This window comes from Bradyrhizobium sp. 170 (genome assembly GCF_023101085.1).
Classification (GTDB): Bacteria; Pseudomonadota; Alphaproteobacteria; order Rhizobiales; family Xanthobacteraceae; genus Bradyrhizobium.
Map to the genome: position 1 here is coordinate 8,389,204 of NZ_CP064703.1, position 11,862 is coordinate 8,401,065.

Annotated in this window: 14 protein-coding genes and 1 pseudogene; 5 read left to right on the forward strand and 10 right to left on the reverse strand. The window is 63.3% G+C overall.

Annotated features, from left to right (window positions below; genetic code table 11):
- Nucleotides 1–50: 50 nt before the first annotated feature.
- The gene (locus IVB05_RS39555) at nt 51–482 is read right to left on the reverse strand and encodes a hypothetical protein (protein WP_247781488.1); all 432 of its coding nucleotides are present in this window, start codon (nt 480–482) and stop codon (nt 51–53) included.
- A 581-nt stretch (nt 483–1,063) separates the two neighbouring features.
- Complete coding sequence (locus IVB05_RS39560) at nt 1,064–2,329, reverse strand: threonine ammonia-lyase (protein WP_247781489.1); 1,266 nt, start codon at nt 2,327–2,329, stop codon at nt 1,064–1,066.
- Between the two features lie 170 nt (nt 2,330–2,499).
- Here IVB05_RS39560 and IVB05_RS39565 point away from each other — a divergent pair, with 170 nt between their 5' ends.
- Nucleotides 2,500–3,168, forward strand: coding sequence for a response regulator transcription factor (locus IVB05_RS39565; protein WP_247787337.1), 669 nt, complete (start codon nt 2,500–2,502; stop codon nt 3,166–3,168).
- Nucleotides 3,165–5,114, forward strand: a complete 1,950-nt coding sequence (locus IVB05_RS39570; RefSeq protein ID WP_247781490.1) for an ATP-binding protein — start codon at nt 3,165–3,167, stop codon at nt 5,112–5,114. The genes IVB05_RS39565 and IVB05_RS39570 overlap by 4 nt, the downstream gene beginning before the upstream one ends.
- Nucleotides 5,115–5,129: 15 nt before the next feature.
- Here IVB05_RS39570 and IVB05_RS39575 read toward each other — a convergent pair whose 3' ends face one another.
- A complete protein-coding gene (locus IVB05_RS39575) occupies nt 5,130–5,414 on the reverse strand; it encodes a hypothetical protein (protein WP_247781491.1) in 285 nt (94 codons plus the stop codon).
- A 231-nt stretch (nt 5,415–5,645) separates the two neighbouring features.
- Here IVB05_RS39575 and IVB05_RS39580 point away from each other — a divergent pair, with 231 nt between their 5' ends.
- Nucleotides 5,646–5,891, forward strand: a complete 246-nt coding sequence (locus IVB05_RS39580; protein WP_247781492.1) for a cysteine rich repeat-containing protein — start codon at nt 5,646–5,648, stop codon at nt 5,889–5,891.
- Nucleotides 5,892–6,032: 141 nt separating this feature from the next.
- Here IVB05_RS39580 and IVB05_RS39585 read toward each other — a convergent pair whose 3' ends face one another.
- From IVB05_RS39585 to IVB05_RS39595, 3 genes are all read right to left on the reverse strand, one after another.
- Nucleotides 6,033–6,725, reverse strand: a complete 693-nt coding sequence (locus tag IVB05_RS39585) for a hypothetical protein (protein ID WP_247781493.1) — start codon at nt 6,723–6,725, stop codon at nt 6,033–6,035.
- 147 nt (nt 6,726–6,872) lie between these two features.
- Nucleotides 6,873–7,544 carry a hypothetical protein gene (locus tag IVB05_RS39590; protein WP_247781494.1) on the reverse strand — a complete coding sequence of 224 codons (672 nt, stop codon included), beginning with the start codon at nt 7,542–7,544 and terminating at the stop codon, nt 6,873–6,875.
- A 129-nt stretch (nt 7,545–7,673) separates the two neighbouring features.
- The gene (locus IVB05_RS39595; protein ID WP_247781495.1) at nt 7,674–7,922 is read right to left on the reverse strand and encodes a hypothetical protein; all 249 of its coding nucleotides are present in this window, start codon (nt 7,920–7,922) and stop codon (nt 7,674–7,676) included.
- Between the two features lie 150 nt (nt 7,923–8,072).
- Here IVB05_RS39595 and IVB05_RS39600 point away from each other — a divergent pair, with 150 nt between their 5' ends.
- Complete coding sequence (locus IVB05_RS39600; RefSeq protein ID WP_247781496.1) at nt 8,073–8,726, forward strand: hypothetical protein; 654 nt, start codon at nt 8,073–8,075, stop codon at nt 8,724–8,726.
- 192 nt (nt 8,727–8,918) lie between these two features.
- Here IVB05_RS39600 and IVB05_RS39605 read toward each other — a convergent pair whose 3' ends face one another.
- Genes IVB05_RS39605 through IVB05_RS39615 form a run of 3 tightly spaced genes read right to left on the reverse strand, consistent with a single transcriptional unit; the run spans nt 8,919 to nt 10,644 of the window.
- Nucleotides 8,919–9,674: an SDR family oxidoreductase gene (locus IVB05_RS39605; protein ID WP_247781497.1), complete on the reverse strand. Its 756-nt coding sequence runs from the start codon at nt 9,672–9,674 to the stop codon at nt 8,919–8,921.
- Between the two features lie 28 nt (nt 9,675–9,702).
- Nucleotides 9,703–10,065, reverse strand: a complete 363-nt coding sequence (locus IVB05_RS39610) for an HIT family protein (protein ID WP_247781498.1) — start codon at nt 10,063–10,065, stop codon at nt 9,703–9,705.
- Nucleotides 10,066–10,095: 30 nt separating this feature from the next.
- The gene (locus IVB05_RS39615) at nt 10,096–10,644 is read right to left on the reverse strand and encodes a GNAT family N-acetyltransferase (RefSeq protein ID WP_247781499.1); all 549 of its coding nucleotides are present in this window, start codon (nt 10,642–10,644) and stop codon (nt 10,096–10,098) included.
- Between the two features lie 152 nt (nt 10,645–10,796).
- On the opposite strand from IVB05_RS39615, the pseudogene IVB05_RS39620 reads away from it, so the two are divergent.
- Nucleotides 10,797–10,940 (forward strand): annotated as a pseudogene (locus tag IVB05_RS39620) (IS5/IS1182 family transposase); the annotation flags it as partial.
- Here IVB05_RS39620 and IVB05_RS39625 read toward each other — a convergent pair.
- Entirely contained in the window at nt 10,937–11,854 is a 918-nt protein-coding gene (locus IVB05_RS39625) for a DMT family transporter (protein WP_247781500.1), read from the reverse strand. The pseudogene IVB05_RS39620 and the gene IVB05_RS39625 overlap by 4 nt on opposite strands.
- Nucleotides 11,855–11,862: the final 8 nt, after the last annotated feature.

The following is an 11,862-nucleotide window of genomic DNA, read 5'->3' on the forward strand; positions in this document are numbered from 1 at the left end:
TAGCCGATGGCATCTAGAGGCGATGTCGCTGCGCGCTGAAAGATCAGGCGCTATTCAGCACTTGGGGCGAATGTGTTTCGAGTGCAGACTGAGTCCTGCGCGTCTGGATTAACATTTATCGAATATTTGTGACCGTCCTGACAGCCAATGCTCCAGTTATCGACCCCGGATTCAGTACCGCCTTGATACCTGGTCCGAACAACAACATCGCAAACCTGCTTTCTATTTTTCAGAACGACGGTCCAGAAAGCCAAATGCTGCCTCCGATCCAGTGCAAGTAGCCTCGCCGTCGTTTGGTTAGCGGCGTAGGACATTTTGAAAGGCTCGGGAGCTACGGCCTTGGATGACAGAGCGGTGGTTGAAGTCGTGGCATTCGCCTTTTTCAACTGCACATCAGCATCCAGAACAAACCAGACAACTGGCGATATGACGACGAAGCTCGCGGCAGCCGCCAAAGAAAAAATAAATGACCGCTTCAACATGTCTCTTCTCCCGGTAATCGAGACATAGGAGGCCGTTGAAATCTGAGAATTGAAGTACTTCGTGAACAGTGCCGATAGCTGCAATCCGCGGCGTACCGGACCCGAAACTTCGATGGTAGCTCACCGCGGCTATCGCACCAGCGGCAAAGGATTCAGGCAGCGGCACCTGACATGTCGCGAAAAGATGAAGGTGGGGCTGACTGGATACATTAGGAACCGTGTCAGCTCGGCTCGAGCCGTGCGTGTCATTGAGCGCAACGAGTAGCGTACGCCGAGATGCCTAACCTAGCATTCGATCACGCGACGGATCGACGGGCAAAACCTGACCTCGTTAAGGGCAAAGTCAATTCACGAATTCTAAACGCGCGGAGGTTTAACCCCGACCCCTGACTAACTAACGGAGGTGCGGCTCGTTGTTGGCGCCGCTCTCGATCCATCGGGTTATCAGTGATACAGCGCGCGCTCGTCACCCAAGCAGGCGTCCATCCGTCACTTTGAATGCACGGGTCTGCGCCCGGCATTTTGTCTTGACGCGGTTTTCTTTACGCGAACCGGTATCTGCTTCGCTCGAAATGCTGCGCCTACCGCCGCCCCGGCAGCCACGCGACGAAGCCGGCCTCGCCGAGACGTTTCATCACCGCGTCCAGATGCGCGCGGTCGCGCGTTTCGATCACGACTTCGAGCAGGGTGCCCTTGGCAGGCAGGTCCGAAAATGTGCGCTGATGCGAGACTTCGATGATGTTGGCGCCGGCTTCGGCGAGTAGCGCCGAGACCGCCGCCAATTGGCCGGGCCTGTCGACGATATCGATGGCGATCTGCGTCAGCCGCCCCTCGCGCGCGAGTTCGCGGGTCAGCACCGAGGCGATCAGCCGCGTATCGATGTTGCCGCCCGTAAGGACGAGGCCGACATGGCGCCCGGCAAAACGCTCCGGCGTTGCCAGCACCGCGGCAAGGCCCGCGGCGCCTGCGCCTTCGACCACCGTCTTTTCGATCGCGATCAGCATCGCCACGGCGCGCTCGATCTGATCCTCCGTGACGAGAACGATGTCGTCGACGAGACGACGGATGATTTCGGTGGTGATCCGGCCTGGTGACTTGACGGCGATGCCTTCGGCGAGCGTGTCGCCGCGCATCGGCAGGCTTTCGTCCTTGATGGCGTTGTACATCGAAGGATAGAGCTCGGCCTGCACGCCGACAATCTGCAACTCCGGTTTCAGCGATTTGGCAGCAATCGCCATGCCGGAAATCAGTCCGCCGCCGCCGATCGGAACCACCAGCGTATCGAGCTGCGGCACGGAGGCGAGCATTTCGAGCGCGATGGTGCCCTGCCCCGCGATGACATGCGGATCATCGTAGGGATGGATCATGGTGAGGTTTTTCGCCTTGCCATGCTCGCGCGCGAACTCGGCGGCCTCTTCCAGCGTCTTGCCGGAAATGATCGTCTCCGCGCCGTGACGTCTTGTGTTCTCGATCTTCACCATCGGCGTGCCTATCGGCATCACGATCGCGGCGGGAATGCCGAGCCGGTTGGCATGATAGGCCACGCCCTGCGCATGGTTGCCGGCCGACATCGCGATCACGCCACGCCGCCGCTCGTCCGGCGACAGCGCCAGCAGCCGGTTGAGCGCACCGCGCTCCTTGAACGTTGAGGTGAACTGCAGGTTCTCGAATTTGAGCCAGAGATTGCAGCCGCAGATCTCGCTCAGCGTCCGGCTCTGGTCGCATTCGGTGACGATGACCGAATCGCGGATCGCAGCCGCCGCTGATGTGACGTCGCCAGGCGTGACGGCAAGACCTGCTTCGGAAGCGTGCGGGTCTGGCGGAGCGTTTTTGGGGGCTTTCGGCATCTGAAGGGGCCTCGTTGAGAGGCAACCGTATAAGCCTTTTCGCCCGCCGTGCCTCCCCCGAATCTCGTAAAACTCCCGCCCCATGAACATGGGTGTCGCAAAATGCAGCCGCGGGGTTAAACTTGCGGGGGCCGCAGGGACAGGCGGCCGGAGTTTTTCAGATGAATTCATTGAGCGATGAGCCGAAGGTGGAGGCCATCACGGTCGTACTGGTCGAGGACGACGCGCCGACGCTTTGGCGGCTGCAGGACGCGCTGACCAAGGCCGGATATCAGGTCAGGGCCGCCGGCACGCTCACGGAAGCCCGCGCCTGCCTCGCGCAAGGCGCACCAAAGGTGCTGCTGACCGACCTTCAACTGCCCGACGGCCATGGCGTCGACCTGATCCGCGAAACGCGGCAGCGCTTTCCCGACACCGAAATCATGGTGATCTCGATCCTCGGCGACGAGGAGAGCGTGATCTCGGCGATCACCGTCGGCGCCACCGGCTATCTGCTCAAGGACGCGTTCCCGACCGATATCGCCGCCACCGTGCGCGATCTCGTCGCCGGGCATTCGCCGATATCGGCCTCGATCGCGCGCTTCATCGTGCGCCGGACCCAGAACACGCCCGAACCGCCGCCTGGCCCCGCACTCAACACCGCCAAGCTGACGCCGCGCGAGATCGACATCCTCTGGGGCATCGCCAAGGGTTTCAGCTACGCGGAGATCGCGAGCCATCTCGGCCTGTCGCGCCAGACCGTGCCCGGGCATATCAAGAATATCTATCGCAAGCTCGAGGTTCATACCCGGGGCGAAGCGGTGTTCGAGGCGGTCCAGCAGGGCTTGATAAAGCTGTGAACGACCACGACGAGGACGCGACGGCGGAACAACTGCCCGCCCGCGAGCGGCGGCGGCTGCAGACGTCCCGTCTCGTCCAATACCTTTTGCTGCAGGCGCTGATCGTGGCCGCATGCATCTTCGCGCTGCGGCAGTCGCTGCCGGGGCCTCCCGCCGAATATCAAGTCACGGCGTTCAGGCTCTCGGAAAGCGGCGCCGAGCGCGCGGTGACGCTGCCGTATTTTTCACCGCTGCGCCACGCGATGAACGACCCGCCGCGCTTCGCCGGACAGTTCATCCGGCCGGCCAGTGAGGCCGCGCGTGCCTGGTCGGTGTTTCTGCCGCGGTTCACCAACGGCGTCGAGGTCACCGTCAACGGCGTCGTGATCCTCGACAGCCGGCGCGATCCCGCCGCCAACCGTCCCGACCGCAACACGGCGCAGATCGCGGTGATCCCCGCATCGGTGCTGCACGACGGCAGCAACGACGTTTCAATCAGATTGTTCATCTGGGGCCCGATCTCCGGCTTCCTGGACCGCATTTGGGTCGGCCCGGACCAGCTGTTGCGTCCGAGCTATAATCTGAGAACGCTGATCTTCGTCACCTTGCCGGTGGTGTTCTCGTCCTGGCAGGCGATCCTCGCGGTCATCCTGGGAATCATGTGGGTGATGCGGCGCCATGAGCCGGCCTATGGCGTTCTGGCCGCGGCAATGGCGGTGGGTGTCGGGCAGGCGTTCCTGCAAACGCCGATGGGCGAGACGCCATTTTCCCGGCTCAACGTGATCCTGATTTCTTCGGCTCCGATTGAAAGCGGGCTGGTGCTGACATTTGCGCTGCTGTTCTCGGGGTGGAAATGGCAGCGCTATGGCTGGATCATTTTCATTCCCGGCGCACTGCTGGCGCTGGCCGGCCTGTTCGGAAACCAGGCGATGGTGCGCGCGCTGTTCCTGTATCTCGCCGTGCCGATGGTGGGCGTCTCGCTTCTCATCATGGCCGTTGTCACCGCCCGCTCGATGCTGAAGCGGCGGAATGTCGCCAGCCTCCTGCTCGGCTGCGCGGTCACGATCATGCTGACCTGCTGGATTGTCGACCTGCTCTCGGTATTTCAGATGATGCCCAATCGCATCTTCACCGCGCGGCTGTCCTATTCGGCGATGCTGGTGGCAATCGGCGCGGGGTTGACCTGGCGGTTCGCCCGCGCGCTGAACGAGGTCGACGGATTTGCCAGTCGCCTGGTTACCCAGGTACGCGAAGCCGAGGAGAAGCTGAAGGCCAGTTTCGCCCGCGAGGAGGAACGCGCCCGCGCCGCGGCGCTGGCGCGCGAGCGCACGCGGCTGATGCGCGACCTGCATGACGGGCTCGGCGGCCAGCTCGTCAGCATCGTGGCGCTGAGCGAGCGCGGCAATGGCAGCGCGGGAATCGGCGATGCAGCGCGCGCGGCGCTGAAGGATCTGCGCCTCGTCATCGATTCGATGGACGACATCGGCGGCGATCTGATGCTGGCGCTGGGCTCGTGGCGCGAACGCGCCACGGCACAGCTGCGTCCGCATGATATCGCGCTGGACTGGCGCGCGGTCACGGCGCAGGGCCTGCCGGTGCATCCCGAGCTGCGGCCGTGGCATGTGATTCAGATCGTGCGGCTGCTGGATGAAGCCGTGACCAACGCGGTCAAGCATGCCAATGCGAAGCGTATCACGGTAAGGATAGAGACGCTTGCCGGCGCCGACGGCCTCGATCGCGGCTGCATCACCGTCGAGGACGACGGCAAGGGTTTTGAGATCGCGCCTGATGGCGCGGCGGCAGGCGCGATAAAAGCGGCGCGCGGCTTGCGCAACATGCGAAGCCGCGCGGCGCGCTGTGGCGCGGAGCTGGAACTGAGCTCCTGCGCCCAAGGGACTCATCCAGGCACGCGCGTGAGACTGACATTGCCCCACCGCTTTCCCGACAGCGAAGGCGCTGTCGGTTGACTAGCGTGTTTTGCTTCAGCGGCGGCCGACGCGATTGACCGGGCCACCGCGGTTCATGGGGGTGCCGGCACGAACACCGACGCCGGGAGCGCCGACGCCGACACGGGCGACGCCGACGACCGGTGTAGCAACCACCGCTGCCGCGACCGGCGTCGGCCGCACCACGCAGCCCTTCGACACGCCGACCGTCTTGCAGTAAACCACCGCGGCCTGGGCCGAACCCACACCGCCCAGCGAAGCCACGGCCGAGAACGCCGTAAGCGTCAGACCAGCGCTCAGCCAACCTGTCTTCTTCAACATCTGTCATCTCTCCCGAATTGGGCGTGCAGCTCTTTGCGATGTGCCGATCGGTCACCGCAGCCGACGCGAGATGTACATGGTCCATCGAGGGGCGCGGCAACATCCCATGAAAATGGTGTGGGCGTGCGCAGGGCCGATCTCCGACGCCATGAACATGGCATGGACCACGGGCGCAACCTCGACGAGCTTCCGCGCGCTTTCAGCCCTCCTATTCTCGTCGAAAGGTGATCCATGATAAAATCAACCCACGTCCCGGCCGCCGCAGCCGCCGCGCTGATCGTGTCGTTCGCCGCCGGCTCGCTGGCGCAGGCGCAATCCGGCCCCACGCCCCAGGAGCAGATGGCCTGCCGTTCGGATGCCGGAAAATTCTGCGCCGAACATGTCGGCAAGCCGCCGCAGATGAATGCCTGCCTGAAAGCGAACAAGGCGAAGCTGTCGGATGGCTGCCGCAAGGTGGTGGAATCGCGCGGCGGCTAGCGCCTCATCCGGAAAAAGTCGTTACCGGTTTTCTCGGGACAACACGAAGGGCTTGCCCGGAGACCATGCTCAAACAGAAGGAGCGCGATGACGTTTCAAGGTCATCACGCTCCAACGTGCAGTCGCGATCGCCGGAAAGAATCAATCATCCTGATCGAACAGCCTGATCCGGGGCATTTCGCTTCTGGCCGGCTCGGCGAACATATCTCTTCTCCTGGGCTCGGCGAACAAGTCCCTTGGCTCGCCTTCTTCCCGGATTCTAATTCGCCGCGGCTCGGTCACTTCCCGGACTCTCTCTTCGACCGCCTCGAGCTCCCGCTCACGGGGCTGTTTCAAGCCGCGCTTGTCGGCCCATTGCTGTCGCCGTTCCGCGCGCCGCTTTTCGGCGTCCGCGCGTTTGATGTCGGCGTCGCGGGCTCTGGCGAAGGTATCCCGAGGCGCGGCCGTCTTTTCCTCGGCCTGTTCGGCAGGCTTCGAAGGTGGCGGCGGTGACTGGACGGGTTGCGCGGCCGCTACGTTGTTGGCGGGCTTCTCTTCGGCGCGGGCAGGACCGGCGGACGGAGCTGCACCCTCTATTTGCGGCTGTGGCTGCTGCTGCTTGTTCGGCGGTTGCTGCGTTGGCGGCTGTTGCTGAGCCTGCTGCTGAGTCTGCTCCTGGGCGGGCGCGGCAGCCGTCGCTGCCACATGCGGCACCGGCTCCGCTGGCGCCGTCGAAACGGTTATCGGTTCCGCCGACATCCTGCGTTCCAGCTTTGACACCGTCTGCGAAGGCGGGCTGGTAATGTTCGCGGCCAGATAGCCACCGCCGAGACCGGCGCCGACCGCCACGATCACGGTTCCCACGCCTGCAAAATACGCCGTCGATATCCGCATAATCCGACTCCATCATCCACGCGGGCAACGCGTGGCATGGGCCGATGTTCCGGCACGTCATGGTGAGGGAATTGGAACCGGCAGCACCGCAATCGCAGCGCGCGCCGCTCAGATCATCGCGGCGACTTTTTCCAGGCCGATGATGCGGGCGAGCGAACGGACTTCGCTCTTCTGGTCTTCACGCAGCTGGAAGAGCAGCGGCATCGCCGCCGATTTCAACTGCTGGACTTCTGCGGATTCGGGATCGATCGGCACGCCTGAAGCGTTCGGGTTGGCCTGCCGGCCCGCATGAATCTTGCGGGCGACGGCGCGCAGCGCGGTTTCCACCGGCGGCCAGTAGGATTCCTGAGAGGCGGACAGTTTCAGGCGATCCTTGATTCCGGCGATCTGGACGTCGCTCAGGAGCGCGTAGTTTTTCTGCGGCTGGGGTTTTGCGACAGCCTTGGGCTTCGGCGGCGAAGGGGCCTGTGCCGCGGCAGGCGCAACTTCCTTCGGCAGACCGATATCGACAGGGGCGGTCGATGCATAGGCCTGGCGCAACGGCTCGCTCAGCGCCGCGGTCGTCTGCGGCGACTCATAGGCAGCCAGCGCGTAGCTCACGACGGCAAGCCGGTCCTTCTTGTTTTCCTTGTTCGACACCGGCGCCTGGACGGCAGCCGTAGAAGCGGCAGCCAGCTGGGGCGGCGCCGAAGGCACGCTGTCGCGGCCGAGAATGGCAGTGGCCGCGGCGCCGACCACGAGAAAACAGATCAGCGCAACGATGGTCATCGTTTTGGTCAAAAAGGTCTCCATTGCCGCCGACGTTTGGCCCTTTTGCCGAAAACTGGATGACAATTGAGGCGTTACGATGCCGATCGGAGCCGTAACGCGATCAAAAACCTGGGGAAATCGTCCCGAAACAGCCCGGAATCAGGCCGCCGCGGCCAGTTCGTAGGCGTCCTGGATGTCGGCAACGATATCGGACGCCTCCCACAGGGCGTCGGGGGTGATCGCCTGCAGGGTGACGGTCCAGTTGCTCTTGCGGCTGCGGGGCATGCTGACGACCTCGAATTCGATACCGCGGCACAGCGGATGCCGATCGAGCGCAAACATCACCCGCCGGGTGATCTCGGGGAGGGTGGCCGGGGTTTTGGCAGCAAGATACTGATCGATATCCATTCCTTTACCCCTTCGATTTGCCGTCCGGCCGGCCGTGACGGCGACCATCCTCTGGGGCTATTGTTGGGGCTGATATGGTTAACGGCGCGTTAAAGCTCGCAATGGCACGGGCCGGGACCTTAAGCGAACGGCGGAGTGGAACAGCCCGGCATGGCGGGAACGACACCCCAGACGACGATGGCCGCGGCCGGGCCGTCGGTTTGCGCCGCACTGGTGGCGGCCATCGCGATTTCAGCCTTCACGCTGTCGGTCGCGACCTTCGAACTGGCGATGGCGGACTGGCCGTCCGGCTTAGTCCTGCTCGTGGTCCTGCCGCTGATGGCGCTGATCTTCTGCGGCTGCGCGCTGTGGTCGACGACGCTGCTGCTCCGCATCCGAAAAGGCGGACTGAAGTTCGCCCTCCCCTTCCTGGTGTGCGCCTCGACACTCGCCGCGCTGGTCTATGCGCCGCTGCAGCAGATCGCCCTGCAGCAGAATTTCTACTGGCATCGGGAAAACCGCGAGCGGATCGTGGCGCGGATCGAGGCTGGCGAACTCAGCCCCAATGTCAGCTACAACAATAACCTGATCGCGCTCGGCGACCGCGAGCCCAATGTTTCCGCAGGCGGCAACGACATCGTCGTCGATGAGACGGACGAAGGCACCTACGTGCTGTTCTTGACCTCGCGCGGCCTGAAGCACTATTTCACCGGCTTCCTGCGCGTGCCGCCGGACGGCGACCCCAGGAAATTCTTCGAGTTCGAGGACAAGCCGCCGAGCCAGCTCGTGCGCTACGACAAGGACTGGTATTTCGTGGCGAATTAGTTCTGGACCCAAATCAGTTGATGGCCGAACGCTGCGCTGATGCACCGGCGACCGTTGCCGGGGCGAATAACCGACCGTCCAGGTTGATCTGCGACCGTGATGTTCCCATCGTCGAGATCGAGAGGGCAGCGGACATCCTGTCTGCTGCAAGAGGTACTCCATCTCAACATCGTGTGGTCCAGTGTAGCCGCTCTACACTCGCCGCACCGCGCCGCCATCGACTGGGATCGCAGCGCCATTGATGTAGCGGGCCAGCGGAGAGGCGAGAAACGCCACCAGATGCCCGATGTCACAAGGCTCCCCGAAGTAGCCAGCGGGGATGTTCTGCTTGATGAAGTCCGCCCTCGATTGCTCTGTGGGATGCAATTTTTGAATCTGTGCCGAGTTGATACGACCTGGTGCGATCGTGTTCACGGTGACGCCATAGGGACCGAGTTCTGACGAAAGGGTTCTTGACCAGCTGACGAGAGCCGCCTTGGCCGGCGCTGCTCCGTTGAGTTTAGGAGCGACAAGCGCGCCCGAGATGTTGACGATCCGCCCCCAGTTTCGGGCTTTCATCTCCGGGGCAATGAGATCGGTCAGCCGACGCGCCGCGAGGAAGTTGAGCGTCATTGCCTCGTCCCAAAAGGCATCATCGACCCTGCCGGTGGCCGGACGGGCGCCACCGGCGTTATTGACGAGGATATCGATCCGACCGCCTAGTGCCGCCGCAGCGTCAGCCGCGATTTGAGCTGGGCCGCCTTGCGCGCAAACGTCTCCCACCACGATCACCGGGCGACCGCCAGCACGCGCGGCGAGCGCTCCGCCCACCTCCTCCAGCGCAGCTCTGGTGCGTCCACTGATGGCGACGCGCACACCGGCGTCTGCGAGTGCCTCCGCGATGCCGCGACCAATGCCGCCGCTGGCGGCGGTTATGAGCGCGGTCTTGCCTTCAAGCCCAAGGTTCATCGGCTCAACTCTGCTGTTGTAGTCTCGGTCATTTGTTCGAGAGGACGCACCTGATGCCGCCACTCGGATCACCGACATCACCGCTATATCTCGGTATCAGGTGCACATGGACGTGCATTCGGTTCTGCCCGGCGGCTCGGCCGATGTTCACGCCGATGTTGTAGCCATCCGGCGAAAGATCTGCCGCAATCTTGCTCTGCGCGCGATCGAGCAGTGCCTGAATTTCGGTCTTTTCCGCGACGGTCATATCGAAGTAGCTCGCAACGTGCCGGCGCGGAACCACCAGGACATGGCCACGGCTCAGGCTGTTGTTGTCGAACCGAACGTAAGCGAGAGAGCCCTCCAGCAGAAGATTCTCGGGCCGGCACAATTCGCAATGCTCCGCGGCCATGGCTTCAACTCTCCTCAATTGTGGACGTTGTCAGGATCGCGTGGAGCCAGGCGCGTCGAGAAACCGCTGCACGAATAATAGATCGAGCCAGCGGCCAAATTTGTGTCCGACCTCGCGAAAAGCAGCAACACGCTCGAAACCAAGGCGCTCATGGAAACGGATGGAGGCGTTGTTCGTGGCGTCAATGCCTCCGATCATCACATGCTTGCCCAACGCAAGCGCACGCGGAAACAAAGCCTCGACAAGAGCGCGGCCGGCTCCTCCGCCGCGAACATCGTGCCGGACATGAACAGTATGCTCGACCGTGTACCGATATCCCGGCCACGTGCCTCTCCATTCTCCGAATGAGGAAAACCCGAGGACGTCACCATCAATCGAACCTGTCGCGACAAGCACGGGAAAGCCCATTGAGGACCGAGAGCGATACCAGGCCCGCCGTTCCTCTAGCGTCGACGGCTCCAGACTGTACACCGCCGTAGAGGTGGCGATCACCTCGTTGTAGATCGCCAGGATCGCCGGAAGATCTTTTTCGGTAGCTTCGCGGAGAGTTGGCGCCAGCTTCTTAACTGGGTCAGTCATGCAAGAATTTGCCCCCGAACATGAGCGATACCGCTAGTTCTACCTAGCGGTCTTCCTCCATGTCCGCAACGGGTTCATTCGCGCCCGGGGCCAACCTTGGCAAGTTCGGCCATGTCCGCTGTTCCGCCAAAAGCAGAAGTAGGTTTGATGGTAATCTGGTCGAGCGGTTCTTCAACAAGATCAAGCACTGCCGGCGTGTCGCGACGTGCTACGACAAACTCGCGGCCAATTACCTCGCGTTCGTCCAGCTTGCGTCGATACGGCTGTGGCTGCGCGTTAACGCGTCCACGACCTAGCGCTTTGCCTCGGCTACGCGCTGCGGCCATCCGCCCGCGACGGTGCCGAGCGCGATGCCGCCGATGATCAGCGTCATCGCCAGAAACAGCGACGGCTCGAGCGGCTCGTTCAGCATCACGGTTGCGCTGATGATCCCGAGCAGCGGCGTTGCCAGCAGGCACAGCGAGGTGGTGACGGCGGGCAGGCTCCGGTTCACCATCGTCATCGCCCAGTTGGCGAACGCCGTGCAGACGATCCCGCTATAGAGCATCAGGGCGGCGAGACGCGCGGTCCACACGATTTGCGGCGCGCCTTCCGTGATCCAGGCGATGGTCGAGAGCAGCGCGGCCGCCAGCAATACCTGCCAGAACACGAGCTGAAAGGGCGTCGAAATCCATTTGTGCGCCCGGACGTAGACGATGTTGCCGGCCCAGCAGAATGCGGCAAGCAGAATCAGGCCGCTGCCGAACAGCGCGTCGCGGTCGCCCCAGTTCAGCGTCCGCGGATTGAAGATGACTGCGAGGCCCGCCAAACCACACACGATGCCGATCGCGCGCCAGCGCGTGATGTGCTCCGACAGGATCATGGCGGCGCCGATCGCGACCCATAGCGGCGTGGTGTAGCCGAGCACGATCGCCCTGCCCGCCGGCACGAATTGCAGCCCGGCGGCGACCAGCGCCGAAAACGCCACCAGATGCAGGACCGCGGTGCAGAACACGACCGGCAGGTCGCCGCGCCGGGGGATGATGAAATCGCCCTGCAGCCATAGCAGCGGCGCAAGCACCGCGGCGGCAATCACGCAGCGCAGCGCCGTCGCCCAAAGCGGGGTGACGTCCTGGACGATCATCTTCGTCACCGGCCAGTTCGTCCCCCATGCGAGCACGACCGCGGCAAGCAGCACCGCCGCGCTGCGGCTTGAAAGTCCACTGGCCATCTCGAACG